Raw genomic sequence first — 20073 nt, forward strand, 5'->3', positions numbered from 1 at the left:
GAGGAAGCGGCGCCTGTCACCGCTTCAGCCGATTGATGCAGACGACCTTCGGCTGGGTCATGTCTTCGTAGGCAAACCGAACGCCTTCCCGCCCCATGCTGCCGTATTTGAAGCCGCCAAAGGGCATCGCGTCGAACCGATAGTCGGACGAGTCATTGATCATGACGCCCCCCGCGCCGATTTGGTTGGCGGCATCAAGCGCCTCCTCCAGATCGTTGGTGAAGATACCAGCGTGGAGGCTGTATTCCGGGCTGTTTGCAAGCTGAATTGCCTGATCCAGTTCATCGAATGGCTGCAGGATGACAATCGGTGCAAAGACCTCCTCATTCCACAGGTCGCACGTTGCTGGCACGTTCTCCAGCACTGTTGGCTGGTAGAGAGTGCGGGAGGGCTTGTGCCCGCAAAGGAGCGTTGCGCCAGCGGCGATTGCGCGCTCGACCATGGCAGCAGCTCGGCTGACCGCCTTTTCGGAAATCATCGGCCCCACGTCAGTATCTGCTTCCATCGGATTGCCGGTCTTGAGCTTTGCAGTCCGAGCGACGAACTCTGCCTTGAAGCGCTCATAGGCGGGCCGCTGGACCAGAATCCGCTGCGTGCCGATGCAGTTCTGGCCCGCCGCCCAGTAGGCACCCGACACGCACCCTTCAACCGCCGCGTCAAAATCGCTGTTTTCCATGACGATAACCGGTGCATTTCCGCCGAGATCCATCGCGAGCTTTTTGATACCGGCACTCTTCGCGATGGCCTCGCCGGTCGAAAAACCACCCGTGAAGGAGATCATCCGAACATCTTTGGCCGAAACGAGCGCTTTGCCCAGGTCCGCCCCGCCGACAGCCACCGTGATGACTTCCTCCGGCAACCCGCTTTCGAGCAGCACTTCCACCAGCTTGATGGCCGAGAAAGGCGTAAGCTCCGAGGGCTTCAGAAGCATGGCATTGCCGCCTGCGATCGCTGGACCGAGCTTGTGGGCCACGAGATTGAGCGGGTCATTGTAAGGCGTGATCGCAGTGATGATGCCGAGCGGCTCCCGTGTGTACCAGCCTTGTCGGGATTCCGAGCCGGCATAGGAATCAAAGGGGATCACCTCGCCAGCATTCCGCTTGGCTTCGTCCGCCGATAGCTTCAAAGTATTGACACACCGCGTGGCCTCCTTGCGGGCCTGGGTGATTGTCTTCCCCGCTTCCCGCACGATAAGGACTGCAAAATCCTCCTTGCGGGCTTCAACAGTCGCTGCCGCCTTTTCGAGAATTGCGGAGCGTCTATGACGGGGCAGGGACCGTGCGATCTGCGCGCCATGATTGGCGCGCTCAAGCAGCAGGTTCACACTGTCGGCACTGGTCTCAGAGACCGTTCCGACAAAGCTGCCGTCGAAGGGATTGCAGATAATGATCTGGTCTACGGACGTCTCCTTGAGGGCGAGGCTCTGCATCATGCGGCCTCCCTCGTAGCGGTGGCTGCCCGGGCGTTGTGGATGGCGACAATATCGGACAGAAGCGCATAAGCGGTCTCAATCCGGCCGGCGCCAGGGCCGGTGATGGTGACAGAGCCGAGTAGTTCGGTGTTAAGCGATACGGCATTGGTCGCACCGTTTACACCGGCGAGCGGATGCTCGAAGGGAAGCTGCTTCGGAGAAACGCTGCCAGTTACCGTCCCGTCCGCATTCCGAACCGCCGATCCGATCAGCTTCCACCGGCTATTTGCTGCTGCCGCGGTTTCGAGATCGGAGGGAGAAAGCTTGGAGATCCCCTTGCACGTGACCTCTTCGGGCTTGAGGCTTGCCCCCAGCAGCTCGTTTGCCAGGATCACCACCTTGAGGCGAACGTCAAAACCTTCGACATCGGCGGTCGGGTCGGCTTCCGCATAGCCGAGTATCTGAGCCTCCTTGACCGCAGTGGCGAAGTCAAGACCAGCTTCCATACGGCCGAGGACAAAATTCGAAGTACCGTTCAAGATCCCCTCGAAGCCCTTCACCTCTGCGCCGGCGAGCGTCTTTTCTGCCATGCGGATGACAGGGGTGCCACTCATAACGGAGCCCTCATATTCGAAGCGAACGCCGTTCGCCTTTGCAAGAGCCTTCAGCTCCTGGGCAGCGATCGCGACCGGCCCTTTGTTCGTGGTGACGACATGCCTGCCGGACTGCAGGGCCCAGCGGCAGTGCGAAACAGCGGGCTCGCCGTCCTTCGGGTTTGTAAACGTCGCTTCCACGATTATGTCAGCAGGCGCCGTCTTGATGATTGACTCGTTGTCGGCTTCCGCACTGCCGCCAGAGAGCTGTCCAAACCCGCCTTTTGCGAAGTTCGCTTCAACCAGGGTTTTGGCATCGAGCCCGTTCGGCGAAATAACGGACCCGAGATAGAGGTCGCTGACAGCAACAATGTTCAGGCGGAAGCCGAGGTCTCGTTCCCAGAGCGGGTTCTTCGTCGCGATGAGTTCGGCCAAAGCGCGATTGACGCCACCAAACCCGACAAGAGCAATGTTGTAGATTGTCATTTGGATCCTCCGGTGAAGCATTGTGTTCCGCAATAATGAGATGCGGACCGCTCCGTCGGAACGGCACAAACAGACCAATCTGCTGTGCGTTTTGCTCATTCCACCGCCGTCCGGCCTAGTGGCCCCGCGATTGAGCCGACGGCAACCGTCGTCCAGCACCCCAGCGTGCGGGCAGACAGAACCCGGATCAATGGCTCACTGGCTGAGGAAGCCTCGGCTCACATATTGCGGTTCGAGAAGAAATCCGAGGGCGGTTCGGATGGATGTCGGCCCGTCAATGCGGGGGCTTTTAGCGCATCGCTCCTCGTCCGTACGACTCCGCGGATACGCTGCGGGGCGGGCGCCGGTGGGGCGCGGCGACCCGGGGGGCGAACAGGAATGGCTCATCTTCGAAGCGATGCGCTTGCTGGCAAGACCTCGTTGTTGCGGCTGCTCGCCGGGCTTAGGAGGCCGCAGTCCGGCCAGATTACACTCGATGGCAAGGATATTAGGGACATTGGGCGCCGACCCATTGCTCAGCGCGTCGCATTCATCGAGCAGTATGCGACGACTAACTCCAATTTGCAGGTGCTCGATGTCGTGAAACTTGGGAGATTTCCGCATCGATCGATGTTTACTGGATGGTCGCCAGCAGACGATGCGGCCGTGAGGGATGCTCTTGAGCGAACCGGAATGACCGCGAAGAGACACGATCGCTGGCAAAGCCTTTCGGGAGGTGAGAAGCAGCGCACCCAGCTCGCCCCCGCGCTGGCCCAATCGCCAAAGGAACTCATCCTCGACGAGCCAACCAACCATCTCGATGTCCACCATCAGATCAGTTTGATGCGGCTGGTTTCAAGTCTGCCGGTTACCAGCATCATTGCGCTTCACGACTTGAATCATGCAGCGATGTCTGCGATCGGCTGATCGTCATGCAGACGGGAAAGATTGTCGCATCGGGAGTGCCTGAGGAGGTGCTGACGCAAGACTTGCTACGCGACGTCTTCTCCGTCGATGCTCGCGTTGAGACCTCCCCGCATCACCCAAGGCCTCATATCTACTTCGCACGGTGAAACCCGTGATCTCTGGATAGACTACAGCCGTTGCCACGTTCCAAGTCATGGCAAAGTTCCTCGCTTTCAGTTGGCGCGCAGGGGACTGACACAGAGCTAGGACGTCTCGGCTCCGTCCACCGCCCCACTCGGAGGTGCCGAGACGTAGATGCTTAGAAGTCTACAAGAAAAGCGTAAGCTAATTTGGCCGTATAGCTATCAATTAACGGATGAACATGCTTGTGAGCTTCGGAATGCGGCAGCCCATCTGCCGCTCGGCTGTTAGGATATAGATCGATGGTGGGGACCACGAAGCCTCTCCTATTCGCCGTGTCCACCGCGTCGCCCCTCCTCCCCAGGGCAAAATTTGGCTGCCGTCGCACAGGTCCCGACGGCAGCCGTGCTTTCAGGCCAAATTCCCAGATGGGACTATCGACGGTGCAGCGGCGCCGGTACACGTCGGCTCGATTGACTCGACTTCACCGTTGCCCCTTGGTCCGGGTGGCCAAGACGTTACGAATTGAGAAGCTTGAATGAATTCTCAGGACGCCGGGCAGTGTCGAGAGAATCTCCTTATGGATCCGCTCGAACTCGCCCGCGCCCCCCACTTCCACCCTGAGCAGATAGTCCGAGCCGCCGGTCATCAGAAAGCATTCGCGGATCTCGGGGTGCTTGCGCACGGCAGCTTCGAAACGGTCGAGGTGTTCCTCGGTCTGCCGCTCGAGCGTGATGTTGATGATCACCGCAATCGTGTCCTCAGAACTCCCGCTGTCCACCAGGGCCGTGTAGCCGCGGATGACGCCGGCTTCCTCGAGCAATCGTATGCGACGCAGACAAGCCGAAGGTGAGAGGCCAACTTCCTCCGCAAGGCGCGCATTGCTCATTCGAGCATTCAGCCTCAGCAGACGAAGGATATTGCGGTCGATCGCATCAATGGCGGCCATGCATAATCTTCCATTTGTTCGCAGTTTATTCGATGGCTGATCATACTTCGAAACAATCGATTATAAGTAGGAGGGATATTCAACGAAAGCTTCAATATGTTCCCGTGCAACGAAAGGGTTGCACATGAACCGTCATGCTTCGCATATTCAAAGTTGGGATGCAGACGCTGGTACGGGCGCTTCCGGCCATCTGACCATTGATCTCGCCGCCTTGCAGCGAAACTACCGAAAGCTTTCAGCTGCGGTCGCCCCCGCAGTGGCCGCCGCCGTGGTCAAGGCCGACGCATATGGGCTGGGCGCCGAGCAGGTCTCCAAAGCTCTCCATGCGCAAGGCTGCAGGCATTTCTTCGTCGCGCAGCTCTTGGAGGCGATCGAGCTCAAGCTGCGCCTGCCAAACGACACGCAAATATTCGTGCTCAACGGATTGCAGCCCGGAGGGGAGGTCACCTGCGCCGACGCCGGCGTCATTCCGGTGCTTAACTCACTCGAGCAATTCCGACGATGGTCGTCGGCGGGGCAGAAACTCGGACGCGTTCTTCCCGCCGTCCTGCAGTTCGACACCGGCATGTCGCGTTTGGGGGTTCCACTGCAGGAAAGAAGCGCCTTGGCCGCCGATCTAAAAGGCTGCGGGAACCTCGAAATCCTCTTCATCATGAGTCATCTCGCCTGCGCCGACGAGGCCGACAACAAGCAGAATGCCGATCAGCTCGCCGAGATGCGCGTTATCGCCGCCGAGTTCGCAGGGCTCGATGTCTGCTTTGCCAATTCGGGCGGCGTCTTTTTGGGCGGGGACTATCACGGCGTGCTGGCTCGTCCCGGTATCGCCCTCTACGGTGGCGCCCCCACTGCCGGCAGACACAACCCCATGGAGCCCGTCGTTCGGCTCGAGGTCGCTGTCATCCAAACAAGGACGGTCCCTGCCGGAACGCGTGTGGGATACGGCGGTACGCACGTTACCTCCGTAGAGACCAGGCTCGCTACAATCGCCGCCGGCTATGCCGACGGTCTTCCCCGCAGTCTTAGTGACCGCGGCGCTGTTTTCTACGACGGCGTTCGCCTGCCGATCGTCGGGCGCGTGTCGATGGACAGCATCACAGTAGATATCACCGCTCTGCCCGAGGGCACGCTTTCCCTCGGCAGTCTCGTCGAAGTTCTCGGGCCCCATCAGACGCTTGAGGACGTCGCCGAAGCTGCCGGCACGATCTCCTACGAAATCCTGACCTCTCTCGGCCGTCGCTACGAACGTCGGTATCGCTGAGCAAACATCATTGAGGAAACCATGAAAGTCATCGTTCTCGGCGCCGGCGTGATCGGCGTGACCAGCGCCTACCAGCTTGCCAAGGCCGGGCACGATGTCACCGTCGTCGACCGCCAGGAAGGCCCGGCCCTGGAAACCAGCTTCGCCAATGCAGGCGAAGTCTCCTTCGGTTATTGTTCGCCCTGGGCAGCGCCGGGAATCCCGACGAAGGCGCTGAAATGGCTGTTGATGCAACACGCCCCGTTGATCCTGCGCCCCAAACTTGACCGCGCGATGCTCACCTGGATGCTCCAGATGCTGCGAAACTGCACGGCCGAGCGCTACGCGATCAACAAGAGCCGGATGCTGCGCCTGGCCGATTATAGCCGCACATCTCTCGCCGATGTACGGGCTGAAACTGGCATCGGCTACGACGAGCGAATGCAGGGCACCCTCCAGCTCTTCAGGACGCAGCAGCAGCTCGACGCCTCGGCCAAGGATGTCAAGGCGCTGGCGGCCGATGGCGTGCCGTACGAGGTGCTCGACCGTGATGGCTGCATCCGGGCCGAGCCGGCGCTACAGCACGTCCGCGAAAAGATCGTTGGCGGGTTGCTGACGCCGAAGGACGAGACCGGCGACTGCTTCAAGTTCACCAACGAACTCGCCGCCAGGGCCGCGGAGCTTGGTGTCCGTTTCGCCTATGGCACAAACATCAAGGGCCTGAGTGAGGAGGGCGGCCGGGTGAGCGGGGTCGCCACCGATCGTGGGTGGCTGAGCGCGGATGCTGTCATCGTGGCGCTCGGCAGCCATTCACCGCTTCTCCTGAAGCCGCTCGGCATGAAGCTGCCGGTCTACCCCGTCAAGGGCTATTCGTTGACGATTCCCATCAGCGACGCATCCCGTGCACCCGAATCGACGGTGATGGACGAGACCTACAAGATCGCGATCACCAGGCTCGGCGACAGGATCCGGGTCGGCGGCATGGCGGAGATTTCCGGCTACACCAATGACCTCTGCAGGGCCCGACGTCGCACACTCGAACATTCGGTGAGCGACCTGTTCCCGGGAGGCGATCTCAGCAAGGCGTCATTCTGGTCTGGCCTGAGGCCGATGACGCCGGACGGGACGCCGGTGATCGGACCCACCAAGGTTGCCGGGCTCTTCCTGAACACCGGTCACGGCACGCTCGGCTGGACGATGAGCTGCGGTTCGGCGCGGCTCATCAGCGATCTGGTCAGCGGGCGGAAGCCGGAAATCGATGCGGCCGATCTCGCAATCGCCCGCTACAGCTGATCCCAGAAACAAAGTCGGAGGTACCCATGATCGAAGCGATTGCAACCCCTGAAGCACCGGGCGCGATCGGCCCATTTTCCCAGGCAATTAGAATTGGTGATCTGCTCTTCATCTCGGGCCAGCTGCCGATTGATCCGGAAACCGGAGAGTTCGTTTCCAACGATCCTGTGGAGCAGGCAAGACAATGCCTGAAGAACATCGCCGCGATCGCCAAAGCGGCAGGCTCCGGTATCGACAGGACGGTGAAGACAACGGTGCTGCTCACGGACCTGTCCCGGTTCGCGGACATCAACACCGTGTATGCCACATTCTTCCAGAATCCATTCCCCGCCCGCGCATGTTACGAGGTGAGTGGGCTGCCGAAGGGGGCGCAGGTGGAGATTGAAGCAGTGATCGCGCTGGCATGAGTGCCGGCAAGCCGGGTAAACGACCGTCGCATTTTATGACTCCAGCGAACACATAAGGCGAGTTGAAGAGCCGCATAGTTGCGGACCGGCATACGCCCCGAGAAACACGGCTGGCTACCTACGGGTTCGGTGGTGAGGAAACTCCCCGCTGCACACGTTTACTCATCGGCCGCCTGGGCCTCGGTTTAACCGAGGTCCGCTCCTGGTTACCTCAGCAGGCATCGGACTATCGCTTGTTGAACTTCAGCAATGGGTCGAGAGCAGCCGTAGCCACGACAGAACCGGGGCGCGAGGCAGGACCACCTTCTCGATTCCTGCTTGATGCGCGGCGGGCAGCCACACCGAAACTTCGTGCCGGCTCAGCAGAGCAAGAAAGTAGACCACAGATCTGGCGTCAGGAAATTACAAGTCTCTGCGCAATCAGGCCCCCGCAACCAATCGCAAATTCTGCCCAGAACGTCATCACACAGAGCTCCTCCGCAAACGCGCCGAGGAGCTTTTTTGTTTCTGCTGCGTCTCTGACCGACCGGCGTCTTCGGTGTCAGGCAAGGGGCCGCCGCGACCACCGTCTGACCAAGAGATATCGGCCTGAGCTCCGGCGGTGGAACGTTCAGCTTGCACGTTTCGGCCAGCGGTGCGACCGGAACCACCGGCAAGTCCGGCACGTTGTCTCCGCAGTGAGGAGACCGCCAATGGCCAAGAAGAACCGCCTCCCGAAGAAAATCGCCGGTGTCAAGGTCCCGAAGCCTTTGCGAAAGTCAAAGATGCTGCGCGCGATGATGGGTAACAGTGGTGGGCGAGATGTGCTCGCCCACGCACTGACAGCCGGTGCAGCCGCTGCTGCGGCGATCTTGATCGGGCACCGAGAAGAAGTGACGGACTCCGCCAAGGCAGCGTCTCGTAAAGGCGTTAAGGCGGTCGGCACGGCGGGAGAGGCGCTGCAGGCGGCGTTTTCTGCGGCCATGGAAGTCGTTCGCGACTCGGATCCACCCCTCAAAAGCAAGCGGAGCGAAAACCACTTCCCTCGCCAGCGCGCGCCGTTGCGGTAAGAGCAGCGGCGCGCGAAGCTGACGACCCGGATGAGGGAAGCGGGCTCGAGACGATCGAGCGCTTCCTGATCCTAAAATATGGCGACAAATTCGCATCCCGGCTGATCGTGGCCGCGAGCGTACGCGCCGTTTCCGTCTTGATCCGCGAACATCCGATGATCGCGGCACGGCTCCTGGGCGTGGGATTGGCTAGAGCCGCGAAATTGGGAATCGACGACGCGTACGATCTCCTGCGACTCCGCGGGCGGGACCTCCGTTCAGTCGAGCATGAGCCGGGCGATACCCAGCCTTCCGTTCCGCTTGTCGGCTCCCGCTCCGGGAGTCTCAGCGGGAATGAGTGAGGGAGGGCCTAGCCTCCGTAAAGCCCAGCCGGTTCAATGCATGGCAGCGCGCTTGGGTGCCGACCTGCTCTTGCTGCTCTTCTTCTTCTTCGGGTTCGGGGAGGGGAAGACGGTATCTTTCACCACATCCATGGCGGCAGAGAAGCCGCTTTGAACAGCCTCGCTGGCTAGGCCAAACGCCTTGGCTCCCTTCTTGGTCGCGGTTCGCGCGGTCTCGCCGACATCGTCACGATGGTCGACCAGAACGGCGGCGGCGGCCCCCGCACCAGCGGTCAGAGCATTGGCGAGGACATCGCGTCCGACATCACTTGCCATCATGGATCTCAGCACCTTCGATTTGCGCAAGGGCCTCGGGACTTTCACGCCGGCAATTTTCTTCGGAATGCGGTTCTTCTTGGCCATGGTCATTCTCCCTATCATGAAGCCTGGAACGCCTACTTCCCCCCGTGGTTCCTTAGCCGAGCCGGTGGTCCAGTCTTAGATTACCTAGCGCTTTCAGCCGGCTTGGACAGCGCTGGATCAAAAAGACTCAGGTTCTCCGGGTGCATGCGGGGCGGAGCCGCTATGGCCCGGCACGCAGTCTCGCTGGATTTTGACCGAACGGATTGTTTGTGACAGCTTTATGAAGGACCATCCGATGCTTCCTTCCCGTTGCTGAGGGAAGGCCGCGCCGGGGGCATCATGCAGGAAGTGGATGTCAAGATCGAGTTGACCGAATCGGGTGCGTCGTCGCTCCTGAAGAAGGATTTCTTCGAGAGCACGCCCATCATTCTTCAGCAAAAATCTGTTTACTTCGATACAAGCGATCGGGACTTGGCACAACGCGGCCTGTCGTTGCACATCCGGCAATGCGGAAATGAACGGGTCCAGACTGTCAAATCCGGCGACGGTTCGATTGAATTGTTCACGCGGGAGGAATGGCAGCGACCGGTTGCGGACGACAGTCCGATTCTTGACGATCCCGAGATAGGGCCCCTGCTTTCAGGGACTGGAGAAAACCTCGCGCCGATGTTTGAGGTTCATGTCAAGAGGCATCGTTGGAACGTGACGGAAGGCGATGCCACAATCGAAGTCGCTTTGGATATCGGAAAAGTTGTTGCAGCTGATCGCGAGGCACCGCTCTGCGAGCTAGAGCTGGAAAAAAAGTCGGGCTCGCCGGAGGCGCTGTTTGGTTTGGCCCGAAAAGTCAATCTGATCACCCCTGCGCATATCGGCGTGCTAACCAAAGCGGAGCGCGGCTATCGTCTGCTTGACCCCGCACCTGGTGCCGTAAAAGCGAGCGTCACCCCAATCACCCCCGACATGAATGCAGCCACGGCTTTCGCGCACCTGGCCGCAACGTGTCTCAAACAGTTTCGCCTCAACGAAATGGCCTTGTCTTGGTCGCGCAATGCCGACGCTTTGCATCAGGCGCGCGTGTCGCTGCGGCGGCTGCGCTCCCTTTTCTCAATCTGCAAGTCGCTGTTCGCCGACAGCCGCTTCGACCACATGCGCGACGAGTTGCGCTGGCTCACCTCGGAACTCGGCGATGCGCGCAACATTGACGTCATCATCAAGCGCGCGTCGGATGAAGGCTTTTCAAGCCGCCTTCAAGCGGCGCGCAAGGATGCCTATGGGGCGGTTAATGCCGCCTTTTCTTCCGTGCGCGCCCGCTCGTTGATGATCGACCTCGCCGAATGGATTTCCATCAAGAACTGGCGGAGCAACGAGACGGGCGAGGCGTTGCTCGTCCAGCCAGCAAGGAATTTCGCATCCAATGTACTGGACAAGCTCTGGAAGAAAGTGGCGAACGGAGGCAGCGATCTGATCGATCTCGATGACGAGACCCGTCATGAACTGCGCATTTCCGCAAAAAAACTGCGCTATGCAGCGGAGTTTTTCGGCCCCCTCTACAAGGGTAAGGCGAAAACCAAACGTCACAAAAGGTTCATCATGGCGATGGAGGGACTCCAGGATCAACTTGGCAGCCTCAACGATATCGTAACCGCTCCCGATATGCTGGCGAAGCTCGAGCTTTCGGAAGCATCAGGTGCGGAGGAGCTTTTCAGTGCGGCCGACAAGGAGAAGCTTCTGGACGATGCCGCGGAAGCACATGATATCTTTGTCGACACGAGGCGCTTCTGGCGCTGAAGCGGGCAATCCGTCGCGAGATCGAATTCGTACCAGTCTGGTGCGCCAAAGGCTTCGTCAAGACACGCCTTGAAGGTCGTCTCGTGATCGAAACCCCGAAGAGGTTGGGAGTAGGTATCCGACTCGAGTCCACTGGATGGGTTCCGTAGCCTTCGCGCTACGAAAAAAGCCCCGCACGATGGCGGGGCAAGTCCACATCCAGTTGCCTTCTTTGGATGGGGGCGTAGCCCAGAGATGCAGCTACGCGGGAGACGCTATCTACGGTTTGATCAGAGAGGAAGGTCTGATTCCGCGATTCCGGTACGCCTCTTCAAAAATGATTGACAGGGTAAACGCTTCTCATTCCTTCCCAACAACACAATCGTCAGCGTCCTGATCACATCGCCGGCATCGACGCGTGCATCCCTGACAGGCTGGATGCTCCTTCATCTCTGGTGCGCGCTGCTTCGCAGGCAGTTCAAGCCGTCTCCCGGTATGTCACAGAAATATCCGAAAGGTCGGTTGAACTGTGACGTGTTTTGGTCTATATAATGACCGATCGGTCGGTTAATGTAATTAGCCGGCCCAGTCGGGAGGGATCGTATGTCCGAAGCTTTCATCTGCGACGCGGTACGCACCCCGATCGGCCGTTATGGCGGTGCTTTGTCTTCCGTCAGAGCGGATGATCTGGCAGCCCTGCCGCTCGCAGGTTTGATGAAGCGCAACCCGGACGTCGACTGGTCGAAAGTCGACGATCTGATCTATGGCTGCGCCAACCAGGCGGGTGAGGACAACCGCAATGTCGGTCGCATGGCGGTCCTGCTTTCCGGCATGCCGGATTCCGTGCCGGCGACGACGGTAAACCGGCTCTGCGGATCGGGCATGGACGCCGTCGGCATGGCGGCGCGCGCGATCCGCGCGGGCGATTGCGATATGGTAATCGCCGGCGGCGTCGAAAGCATGAGCCGTGCGCCCTTCGTGATCCCCAAGCCCGAGAGCGCCTATTCGCGTTCGAATGCGATCTACGACACCACCATCGGCTGGCGCTTCGTGAACCCGAAGCTGAAGGCGGCCTTCGGTGTTGATTCCATGCCGGAGACGGCCGACAATGTCGCAGAAGATTTCGGCGTCAGTCGCGCCGATCAGGATGCATTCGCGGGTCGCAGCCAGGCGCGCTGGGCCGCTGCACAGGAAGCGGGCATCTTTGCCGACGAGCTTGTTCCGGTCCTCGTGCCGCAAAAGAAGGGCGAGCCGATCCTCGTCGACCGCGACGAGCACCCCCGTCCAGGCACGACGGTCGACCAACTCGCCAGGCTCAAGGGGGTGAACGCTCCCGAGCGCACGGTGACGGCGGGCAATGCATCGGGTGTCAACGACGGCGCGGCGGCGCTGTTGATCGCCGGTGAAGCGGCGATCAGGGCTCACGCCCTGGGGCCCAAGGCGCGCATCGTCGCGATGGCGGCGGCAGGCGTCGAGCCGCGGATCATGGGCATCGGTCCGGCGCCCGCGGCGCGCAAGGTGCTCGAACGGGCCGGATTGACGATCGGCCAGATGGACGTGATCGAACTCAATGAGGCGTTTGCCTCGCAGGTCCTTGCGGTGCTGCGCGACCTTGGCCTGCCGGATGACGCGTCGCATGTGAACCCGAACGGCGGCGCGATCGCGATCGGTCACCCGCTCGGCATGAGCGGCGCGCGGCTGGTGACGACGGCCGCCTATCAGCTTCAGCGCCAGGGCGGCCGTTATGCGCTGTGCATGATGTGCATCGGCGTCGGCCAGGGCATCGCCCTCATTCTCGAGCGCGTCTGACGGAGGAGAAAGACCCATGTATGCGCAAATGGTGAAAACCGACGCGGCCCGCGTCAAATCGCTCGATGAGATGGCGCCCGAGGAGCGCGCCTTCCAGGAACGCATCGATGCCGGGCAGAGGATCGAGCCGAAGGAGTGGATGCCGGAGGGCTACCGCAAGACATTGGTGCGGCAGATCAGCCAGCACGCCCATTCGGAGATTGTCGGCCAGCTCCCGGAAGGTAACTGGATTACCCGCGCCCCGACCCTGGAACGCAAGGCGATCCTGCTCGCCAAGGTCCAGGACGAGGCCGGTCATGGCCTCTATCTCTATTGCGCCGCCGAGACGCTCGGGATCAGCCGCGACGAGATGTATGAACAGTTGCACAGCGGCAAGGCGAAATATTCCTCGATCTTCAATTACCCGACGCTCTCCTGGGCGGATATCGGCGCCATCGGCTGGCTCGTCGACGGCGCCGCAATCATGAACCAGGTGCCGCTGCAGCGCTGTTCCTACGGGCCCTATGCGCGCGCCATGGTCCGGATCTGCAAGGAGGAAAGCTTTCATCAGCGCCAGGGCTTCGACATCCTCGCAAAGATGGTGAGGGGCACGCCGGCGCAGAAGGCGATGGTGCAGGATGCGCTGAACCGCTGGTGGTGGCCGTCGCTGATGATGTTCGGCCCTTCTGACGATGCCTCCGTTCACTCGGCACAATCGATGGCCTGGAAGATCAAGCAGAACTCGAATGACGAGCTCAGGCAGAAGTTCGTCGACCAGACCGTGCCGCAGGCGGACTATCTCGGTCTGACCGTCCCCGACCCGGAACTCAAGTGGAACGAGGAAAAGGGCGGCTACGATTTCGGCGAGCCGGATTGGAAGGAATTCTTCGAGGTGATCGCCGGCAATGGCCCTTGCAATGCCGAGCGGCTCGGGGCGCGCACGAAGGCTTGGCAGGACGGCGCCTGGTTCCGCGAGGGGCTGGTCGCCCATGCCGAAAAGGCCGCCGCCCGCCGTACCCAAAAGGTTGCCGCAGAATAGACCAAGGCGTCAAACAGGAGGAATATGCCCATGTCGAGCGAATGGCCCCTCTGGGAAGTCTTCATTCGAGGCCAGCACGGCCTGAACCACCGCCATGTCGGCAGCCTGCATGCGCCGGACGCGGAAATGGCGATCAACAATGCCCGAGACGTCTACACCCGCCGCAACGAGGGGGTCAGCATCTGGGTCGTGCGATCGGTTGACATCACCGCCAGCGCGCCTTCCGACAAAGGCCCGCTGTTCGATCCGTCGAATTCCAAGGTCTACCGCCATCCGACGTTCTTCGACGTACCGGAAGAAGTGGGGCACATGTGATGGCTCATGCGACATTGACGGAATCGGCGGTCGACCCGGCCGATCTTTGTGAATTCCTGCTCAGGATGGGTGACAATGCCCTGATCCTCGGCCATCGCCTGTCGGAATGGTGCGGCCATGCGCCGGCACTCGAAGAAGACATCGCGCTTGCCAACACCTCGCTCGACCTCATCGGACAGACGCAGCTCTGGCTCGGACTTGCGGGAGAGATCGAGGGCAGGGGCCGCAGCGCGGACGATCTTGCCTATCTCCGCGACGCACGCGATTTTCGTAACCTCCTGCTTACCGAACGGCCGAACGGTGATTACGGCAAGACGCTGATGCGCCAATTCCTCTTCGACGCGTGGCACTATCTCTATCTGAAAGGTCTTCGCGCCTCCTCCGACCGACGCATCGCCGAGATCGCCGAGAAGGCGTCGAAGGAGGCCGCCTACCATATCGAGCGCAGCCACGATCTGGTTATCCGTCTTGGCGACGGAACGGCGGAAAGTCACACCCGCATGCAGGAGGCGGTCGACGATCTCTGGGCCTATACCGGCGAGATGTTCGTCAACGAAGCCTCGGACGCGACGCTCGCGGCCGCCGACGTTGCACCCGAACCGCAAAGCCTCAAGGCAGAGTGGGACGCGCTGGTCGCCGAAACGCTCTCGGAGGCGACGTTGAAGAAGCCGGCCGACGGCTATATGCACAAGGGCGGCAAGCGCGGTCTTCATACGGAGCATCTCGGCTATATCCTCGCCGAGCTGCAGTTCCTGCAGCGCGCCTATCCGGGCGCGAACTGGTAGGAGGCTCACGTGACGACGGCGACACAGCCTTCGATCAGGGACGTCTGGCACTGGCTCTCGCAAGTGCCAGACCCGGAGATCCCGGTGATCTCGGTCACCGATCTCGGCATCGTCCGCGATGTCGCCTGGGACGGCGACACGCTGGTAGTGACGGTGACGCCGACCTATTCGGGCTGTCCCGCCACAACGGTCATAAACCTCGATATCGAACAGGCGCTGAACGAGAAGGGGATCGCAAGGGTTCGGCTCGAACGTCGGCTCTCGCCCGCCTGGACCACCGACTGGATCAGCACCGAGGCTCGCGGGAAGCTCAAGGCCTACGGCATCGCGCCGCCAATCGACGGTACCGCCGCCGATGGCAGGCTGCTCAAGCGGGTCGAACGCCTCTCCGGTCACTCGAACCTGACGGTTGCCTGTCCCCGCTGCGGCTCGACCCGGACCGAGAAGGTCAGCCAGTTCGGCTCGACGCCTTGCAAGGCGAGCTACCGCTGCGCCGACTGTCTCGAGCCCTTCGATTATTTCAAGTGCATCTGACGCGATGCGAGGAGTGAGGCCCGCTTAAATGGCACGTTTCCACCCCCTTCAGGTTACCGAGGTCCGGCGCGAAACCCGCGATGCCGTGGTCGTCACGCTTCAGCCGCTCGAGGAGGACCGGGCCGCCTTCGATTTCACGCAGGGGCAATATCTGACCTTCCGCCGCCTGTTCGACGGGGAGGAACTGCGCCGTTCCTATTCGATCTGCGCCGGAAAGGACGAAGGCGTGCTGAAGGTCGGCATCAAGCGCGTCGACGGCGGCTGCTTCTCCACCTGGGCGAACGAGGAGTTGAGCCCCGGCGACACGCTGGAGGCGATGCCGCCGATGGGGGCCTTCTTCACGACGATCGAGCCGGAGGTGGCGAAACACTATCTCGGCTTTGCCGGAGGCAGCGGCATCACGCCGATCCTCTCGATCATCAAGACGACGCTGTCGCGTGAACCGCGCTCGCAGTTCACGCTGGTGTATGCCAACCGTCACGTCAGCTCGATCATGTTCCGCGAGGAGCTCGAAGACCTCAAGAACCTCTATCTCGGGCGATTTGCGGCACTGCATGTCCTCGAAAGCGAAGCCCAGGATATCGATCTCTTCACCGGACGGGTCGACGCGGAGAAATGCGAAGCCCTGTTCCGCAGTTGGATCGATCTGAAGTCGGTCGACACCGCCTTCATCTGCGGGCCGGAACCGATGATGCTGGCGATCGCCGCGGCGCTTCGCGCGCATGGCCTTGGCGACGCTCAGATCAAGTTCGAATTGTTCGCCTCCTCGCAGCCCGGCCGGGCGCGGCGCAAGGTCACAAGCGCAGACAGTGCCGACAGGCACGCAAACTGCGAGGCGACCGTCACCCTCGATGGCACGACGCGTAACTTCAGCTTTCCGAAGCAGGGGCAGAGCCTGCTCGAAGCCGCAATCGAAAACCGGATGGATGCGCCCTATGCCTGCAAGGCGGGCGTCTGTTCCACCTGCCGCGCCAAGGTGATCGAAGGCGAGGTGGAGATGGAGACCAACCATGCGCTGGAGGACTACGAGGTAGAGCAGGGATATGTGCTTACCTGCCAGTGCTATCCGCTGAGCGACCGTATCGTCGTCAGTTACGACCAGTGACCACGCGACCTCAAAGGGAGGGGCCAATGTCCAATTCGACGTCCGATTCGATGTTCGAGACGATGCCGATCGAGGACTATCTCGCCCAGGGCGGCGTGCTGACCTCGCCGGACAATGCACCGCCGCGCTATCGCGGCGAGCTGTTGCGGCTGATGGCGAGCTTCGTCGATAGCGAGCTCGCCGGGTCGGCGGGCTTCGCCGATGTCATCAACGATGCTCCGGGGATCAAGGAGCGCATCGCGGCGGCGCGCATCGTGTTGGAGAAGGCCGATCACGCCGGAAAGGTGCTCGAGGTCATGGGCAGCTTCGGGGCCGATACGGCCCGTTATGCCGTCCACCATCCTTGGTCGGAGCGGCTTCCCCGCGATGCCGATATCGGTGCGGAGCGCCGGGGCGGCGATATGCGGCTATCGGTGCTGCACTACCCGTTGGAAGGCTGGGTCGACGCCGTCGTCATGAACGTGCTGATGGGCAAGGCCGTCGTCATCCAGCTTGGCGAACTGGCGCGCGTCTCCTACCAGCCGCTCGCCGAAGCGTTCCGGGCGATCCTGCCGCGCGAGACACGCCACGCCGAGCTCGGGGTCGAAGGGCTAATGCGCATCGCCGCTTCGGAGGAGGGACGGCGGGCGGCGCGGGAAGCGGCTGCCTACTGGCGGCCGCGCGTGGCGGCGAGCTTCGGCCTCGCCGGCTCGGCGCGCTATGAGATGCTCGCCCGTCTCGGTCTGCGCCACGCGCCCAACGAGTCTCTGCTCGCGGCGTGGCAGGCGGCCGTGGATACGCAGCTTGCCGCCCTGAATCTGAACTGACGGAAGGAACACGCGATGAACGTAATGGCAGACCGCCCCCGCCGGCTCGAAAGCTATGTCGGCGGCGTCTGGATGAGGGGCGCGAAGGAAGGCATGGCCCTGCTCGATGCTGCGACCGGCGCCCCGGTGGCGCTGATCGATTCCACCGGAATCGACTTTGCCGGCGCACTCGCCTATGGGCGCGAAAAGGCCGGCCCGGCGCTCCGCCGTATGTCCTTCCATGAACGGGCGGCGATGCTGAAGGCGGTCGCGCAGGCGCTGATGGAGCGCAAAGACGAGTTCTATGCGCTTTCGTCCGTCACCGGCGCCACCCGCACCGATAGCTGGATCGACATCGAAGGCGGCATCGGCACGCTGTTCTCCTATGCCTCGAAGGGCAGGCGCGAACTGCCGAATACCCGTGTTCTCGTCGACGGGGAGGTCGAGGCTCTGTCGCGCGACGGGACATTTTCGGCCCAGCACATCCTGACGCCGCTCGAAGGCGTGGCGATCCACATCAACGCCTTCAACTTTCCCTGCTGGGGGATGCTCGAGAAGCTGGCGCCGACGCTGCTTGCCGGCATGCCGGCGATCGTCAAGCCGGCGAGCCAGACCGCCTATCTCACGGAGCTCGTGGTGCGGCGAATGGTGGAGACGGGGCTTTTGCCGGAAGGGGCCGTGCAGCTCGTCTGTGGCTCCGTCGGGGACCTTCTCGACCATGTCGAGGGCCAGGACGCCGTCACATTCACCGGCTCGGCCGTGACCGGACGCAAGCTGAAGACGCATCCTGCAATCGTCGAAAACTCCGTCCGCTTCACCATGGAGGCCGACAGCCTCAACGCGGCCGTACTCGGCCTCGACGCAGGGCCCGGAACGGAGGAATTCGATCTCTTCGTCAAGGAGGTCGCGCGCGAAATGACGGCGAAGGCCGGGCAGAAATGCACGGCCATCCGCAGGGTGATTGCGCCACGCGGCCATTGCGACGCGCTCATCGCGGCCCTCGACGAGCGGCTTGGCAAGATCGCCCTCGGCAACCCGGCCGACGAGAGCGTGCGGATGGGGCCGCTCGCAAGCCTCGGGCAGCGCGAGGAGGTCCGGGCGCGCATTCGCGATCTTGCTGCCGATGCGGAGATCGTCGTCGGCGATCCCTCGAGGCCGCTCGTTGTATCAGGCGACGCGGAGGCGGGTGGCTTTCTCAATCCCGTCCTGCTCTATTGCGACAGGCCGGGCGCAGCGCGGGCGGTTCACGATGTCGAGGCCTTCGGTCCGGTCAGCACTGTCATGCCCTATGACACGGCGGAAGAAGCCGTGGCGCTTGTGAAGCGCGGCAAGGGCAGCCTCGTCACCTCCGTTTTCACCGATGACTCACGCATCGCACAGGAGCTAGTGCTCGGCATCGCGCCATTCCACGGTCGCGTAATGATCGGCCACCGTTCCAGCGCGAAGTCCTCGACCGGACACGGTTCGCCATTGCCCGGTCTCGTCCATGGCGGGCCGGGCCGGGCGGGCGGCGGCGAAGAGCTTGGGGGGATGCGTGGCGTCAAGCACTACATGCAGCGCACGGCCGTCCAGGGTACGCCGGCGCTGCTTTCGGCGGTCACCGGCCGCTGGGTCGAGGGTGCCGAGGTGCGCATCGACGGCGAGCATCCGTTCCGCAAGTCGCTTGCCGAGCTTCGGATCGGCGACCAGCTGGTGACGGCAACCCGCACCGTCACGCTTGCGGATATCGAGCATTTCGCCAGTTTTACCGGCGACACCTTCTACGCGCATATGGACGAGGACGCCGCGCGCGCCAATCCGTTCTTCGACGGACTTGTCGCACATGGCTATCTGATCGTCTCCTTTGCTGCGGGTCTTTTCGTCGATCCTGCCCCGGGACCGGTCTTGGCGAACTACGGCGTCGACAACCTGCGCTTCCTGACGCCGGTCTATCCCGGCGACACGCTGCAGGTCCGGCTCACCTGCAAGGAAATCAATCCGCGGGTGAATGCCGAGCATGGCGAAGTGCGCTGGGACTGCCGCGTCACGAATCAGACGGGCGCGACCGTCGCTGAGTATGACGTGCTGACGATGGTCGCGAAGTCGAGAGACTGACGAAGCGCGGCAGCGACGCGGGGGGTGAAGGCGGGGCGACCGCCTGAAAGCTGGTGTCTGAACGAAAGGTCAGCGCACCGCCTTGATGCCCTCGAGAACCAGTGTGGTGGCGAGGTCGGCATAGTCGTCGCGACTGATGGGACCGTCGGGCCGGAACCACATATAGACCCAGTTCATCATCCCGAAGAGCGACATGGTGACCGGCATCAACAGCGGACGGTCCTTGTTGAGGTCGGGATTAATGTCGTTGAGCACGCTTGAGAATCGCTTGACGATGCGTCGCTCGATGGCGTGGATTTCTGCCATCTGCTCCGGCGAAAGCGCACTCGTACCGTTCAATTGAACCTTGTGATGGTCGTCGGCATCGCGGTAGTTTTCGAGCACCTGGCGCACGAGGAGCCGCAACCGCTTTTCCGGGGCGAGGTCAGGCCGATCGGCGACTTCGATTGCGGCGTCGAGTTCGCTGAGGTGCGTGCGGATGATGTCGAAGATCAGCGCATCCTTGCTCGGATAGTAGTGATAAAGCAGTGCCTTGGAGACGTTGCTGTGCGCAGCGATCTGCGCCATCGAGGCCTTTTCCATGCCCATCTCGGCGAAGACCGCGGCCGCGCTCGCCAGAATGCCACGCTGTTTTTCCTCAAAATCGACTGCGCGTGTTCGTGCCATGTTGATCCTGCTCTAGCTCTGTACCTGCTCAATTCCCACGAATAAGGGAGGACCGTAAAGT

18 protein-coding genes and 1 pseudogene are annotated in these 20073 nt (G+C 61.8%); 14 read left to right on the top strand and 5 right to left on the bottom strand.

Annotated elements, in window-relative coordinates:
- Positions 1-16: 16 nt before the first annotated feature.
- Complete coding sequence (locus CO676_RS21355) at positions 17-1429, bottom strand: aldehyde dehydrogenase family protein (protein WP_097522595.1); 1413 nt, start codon at positions 1427-1429, stop codon at positions 17-19.
- A complete protein-coding gene (locus CO676_RS21360) occupies positions 1429-2490 on the bottom strand; it encodes a homoserine dehydrogenase (RefSeq protein ID WP_179875581.1) in 1062 nt (353 codons plus the stop codon). The genes CO676_RS21355 and CO676_RS21360 overlap by 1 nt, the downstream gene beginning before the upstream one ends.
- 405 nt (positions 2491-2895) lie before the next feature.
- Between CO676_RS21360 and CO676_RS21365 the strand changes: the two are divergent.
- Positions 2896-3542, top strand: a pseudogene (locus tag CO676_RS21365) (ABC transporter ATP-binding protein); the annotation flags it as partial.
- Positions 3543-4000: 458 nt separating this feature from the next.
- Here the strand turns inward: CO676_RS21365 and CO676_RS21370 are convergent.
- The gene (locus CO676_RS21370; RefSeq protein WP_066002167.1) at positions 4001-4465 is read right to left on the bottom strand and encodes an Lrp/AsnC family transcriptional regulator; all 465 of its coding nucleotides are present in this window, start codon (positions 4463-4465) and stop codon (positions 4001-4003) included.
- A 124-nt stretch (positions 4466-4589) separates the two neighbouring features.
- Between CO676_RS21370 and alr the strand changes: the two genes are divergently transcribed.
- The 4 genes from alr to CO676_RS21390 all read left to right on the top strand — a co-directional run bounded on the left by alr (position 4590) and on the right by CO676_RS21390 (position 8451).
- Entirely contained in the window at positions 4590-5723 is a 1134-nt protein-coding gene (alr, locus tag CO676_RS21375; RefSeq protein ID WP_097522542.1) for an alanine racemase, read from the top strand.
- A gap of 21 nt (positions 5724-5744) precedes the next feature.
- Positions 5745-6995: a D-amino acid dehydrogenase gene (locus tag CO676_RS21380; RefSeq protein WP_097522543.1), complete on the top strand. Its 1251-nt coding sequence runs from the start codon at positions 5745-5747 to the stop codon at positions 6993-6995.
- A gap of 26 nt (positions 6996-7021) precedes the next feature.
- On the top strand, positions 7022-7402 hold the full coding sequence (locus CO676_RS21385) for a Rid family detoxifying hydrolase (RefSeq protein WP_097522544.1): 381 nt from the start codon (positions 7022-7024) through the stop codon (positions 7400-7402).
- A gap of 692 nt (positions 7403-8094) precedes the next feature.
- A complete protein-coding gene (locus CO676_RS21390; RefSeq protein ID WP_014765665.1) occupies positions 8095-8451 on the top strand; it encodes a hypothetical protein in 357 nt (118 codons plus the stop codon).
- Positions 8452-8825: 374 nt separating this feature from the next.
- Here the strand turns inward: CO676_RS21390 and CO676_RS21400 are convergent, their stop codons facing one another.
- Positions 8826-9194, bottom strand: coding sequence for a hypothetical protein (locus CO676_RS21400; RefSeq protein ID WP_097522545.1), 369 nt, complete (start codon positions 9192-9194; stop codon positions 8826-8828).
- A 279-nt stretch (positions 9195-9473) separates the two neighbouring features.
- Between CO676_RS21400 and CO676_RS21405 the strand changes: the two genes are divergently transcribed.
- The 9 genes from CO676_RS21405 to paaZ all read left to right on the top strand — a co-directional run bounded on the left by CO676_RS21405 (position 9474) and on the right by paaZ (position 19346).
- Positions 9474-10922 (top strand): inorganic triphosphatase, encoded by a 1449-nt coding sequence (locus CO676_RS21405; protein ID WP_097522546.1) that lies wholly within the window; start codon positions 9474-9476, stop codon positions 10920-10922.
- Between the two features lie 582 nt (positions 10923-11504).
- Entirely contained in the window at positions 11505-12710 is a 1206-nt protein-coding gene (gene pcaF, locus CO676_RS21410; protein WP_097522547.1) for a 3-oxoadipyl-CoA thiolase, read from the top strand.
- 16 nt (positions 12711-12726) lie between these two features.
- Complete coding sequence (gene paaA, locus CO676_RS21415) at positions 12727-13728, top strand: 1,2-phenylacetyl-CoA epoxidase subunit PaaA (protein ID WP_097522548.1); 1002 nt, start codon at positions 12727-12729, stop codon at positions 13726-13728.
- 30 nt (positions 13729-13758) lie between these two features.
- The gene (paaB, locus tag CO676_RS21420) at positions 13759-14043 is read left to right on the top strand and encodes a 1,2-phenylacetyl-CoA epoxidase subunit PaaB (protein WP_014765661.1); all 285 of its coding nucleotides are present in this window, start codon (positions 13759-13761) and stop codon (positions 14041-14043) included.
- Entirely contained in the window at positions 14043-14828 is a 786-nt protein-coding gene (gene paaC / locus CO676_RS21425) for a 1,2-phenylacetyl-CoA epoxidase subunit PaaC (protein ID WP_097522549.1), read from the top strand. Before paaB ends, paaC begins: the two co-directional genes overlap by 1 nt.
- Positions 14829-14837: 9 nt before the next feature.
- On the top strand, positions 14838-15362 hold the full coding sequence (gene paaD, locus CO676_RS21430) for a 1,2-phenylacetyl-CoA epoxidase subunit PaaD (RefSeq protein WP_097522550.1): 525 nt from the start codon (positions 14838-14840) through the stop codon (positions 15360-15362).
- 28 nt (positions 15363-15390) lie between these two features.
- On the top strand, positions 15391-16467 hold the full coding sequence (gene paaE, locus CO676_RS21435) for a 1,2-phenylacetyl-CoA epoxidase subunit PaaE (protein WP_097522551.1): 1077 nt from the start codon (positions 15391-15393) through the stop codon (positions 16465-16467).
- Positions 16468-16517: 50 nt separating this feature from the next.
- Positions 16518-17273, top strand: coding sequence for a Phenylacetic acid catabolic protein (locus tag CO676_RS21440; RefSeq protein ID WP_179875583.1), 756 nt, complete (start codon positions 16518-16520; stop codon positions 17271-17273).
- A 15-nt stretch (positions 17274-17288) separates the two neighbouring features.
- Entirely contained in the window at positions 17289-19346 is a 2058-nt protein-coding gene (paaZ, locus tag CO676_RS21445; protein ID WP_097522553.1) for a phenylacetic acid degradation bifunctional protein PaaZ, read from the top strand.
- A 69-nt stretch (positions 19347-19415) separates the two neighbouring features.
- On the opposite strand, the gene CO676_RS21450 is transcribed toward paaZ, so the two are convergent.
- Positions 19416-20012, bottom strand: coding sequence for a TetR/AcrR family transcriptional regulator (locus CO676_RS21450; protein WP_014765655.1), 597 nt, complete (start codon positions 20010-20012; stop codon positions 19416-19418).
- Positions 20013-20073 lie beyond the last annotated feature (61 nt).

Source organism: Sinorhizobium sp. BJ1, from assembly GCF_002531555.1.
In the GTDB taxonomy this organism is placed as follows: Bacteria; Pseudomonadota; Alphaproteobacteria; order Rhizobiales; family Rhizobiaceae; genus Sinorhizobium; species Sinorhizobium fredii_B.

Excerpts from the sequence above, each read along its gene's own strand:
- alr (WP_097522542.1), top strand. The coding sequence starts at position 4,590 with ATGAACCGTCATGCTTCGCATATTCAAAGTTGGGATGCAGACGCTGGT.
- CO676_RS21385 (WP_097522544.1), top strand. The coding sequence starts at position 7,022 with ATGATCGAAGCGATTGCAACCCCTGAAGCACCGGGCGCGATCGGCCCA.
- paaC (WP_097522549.1), top strand. The coding sequence starts at position 14,043 with ATGGCTCATGCGACATTGACGGAATCGGCGGTCGACCCGGCCGATCTT.
- CO676_RS21440 (WP_179875583.1), top strand. The coding sequence starts at position 16,518 with ATGTTCGAGACGATGCCGATCGAGGACTATCTCGCCCAGGGCGGCGTG.
- paaE (WP_097522551.1), top strand. The coding sequence starts at position 15,391 with ATGGCACGTTTCCACCCCCTTCAGGTTACCGAGGTCCGGCGCGAAACC.
- CO676_RS21355 (WP_097522595.1), bottom strand. The coding sequence starts at position 1,429 with ATGCAGAGCCTCGCCCTCAAGGAGACGTCCGTAGACCAGATCATTATC.
- paaB (WP_014765661.1), top strand. The coding sequence starts at position 13,759 with ATGTCGAGCGAATGGCCCCTCTGGGAAGTCTTCATTCGAGGCCAGCAC.
- CO676_RS21360 (WP_179875581.1), bottom strand. The coding sequence starts at position 2,490 with ATGACAATCTACAACATTGCTCTTGTCGGGTTTGGTGGCGTCAATCGC.
- pcaF (WP_097522547.1), top strand. The coding sequence starts at position 11,505 with ATGTCCGAAGCTTTCATCTGCGACGCGGTACGCACCCCGATCGGCCGT.
- paaA (WP_097522548.1), top strand. The coding sequence starts at position 12,727 with ATGTATGCGCAAATGGTGAAAACCGACGCGGCCCGCGTCAAATCGCTC.
- CO676_RS21450 (WP_014765655.1), bottom strand. The coding sequence starts at position 20,012 with ATGGCACGAACACGCGCAGTCGATTTTGAGGAAAAACAGCGTGGCATT.
- CO676_RS21380 (WP_097522543.1), top strand. The coding sequence starts at position 5,745 with ATGAAAGTCATCGTTCTCGGCGCCGGCGTGATCGGCGTGACCAGCGCC.
- CO676_RS21370 (WP_066002167.1), bottom strand. The coding sequence starts at position 4,465 with ATGGCCGCCATTGATGCGATCGACCGCAATATCCTTCGTCTGCTGAGG.
- paaZ (WP_097522553.1), top strand. The coding sequence starts at position 17,289 with ATGAACGTAATGGCAGACCGCCCCCGCCGGCTCGAAAGCTATGTCGGC.
- CO676_RS21400 (WP_097522545.1), bottom strand. The coding sequence starts at position 9,194 with ATGGCCAAGAAGAACCGCATTCCGAAGAAAATTGCCGGCGTGAAAGTC.
- CO676_RS21405 (WP_097522546.1), top strand. The coding sequence starts at position 9,474 with ATGCAGGAAGTGGATGTCAAGATCGAGTTGACCGAATCGGGTGCGTCG.
- CO676_RS21390 (WP_014765665.1), top strand. The coding sequence starts at position 8,095 with ATGGCCAAGAAGAACCGCCTCCCGAAGAAAATCGCCGGTGTCAAGGTC.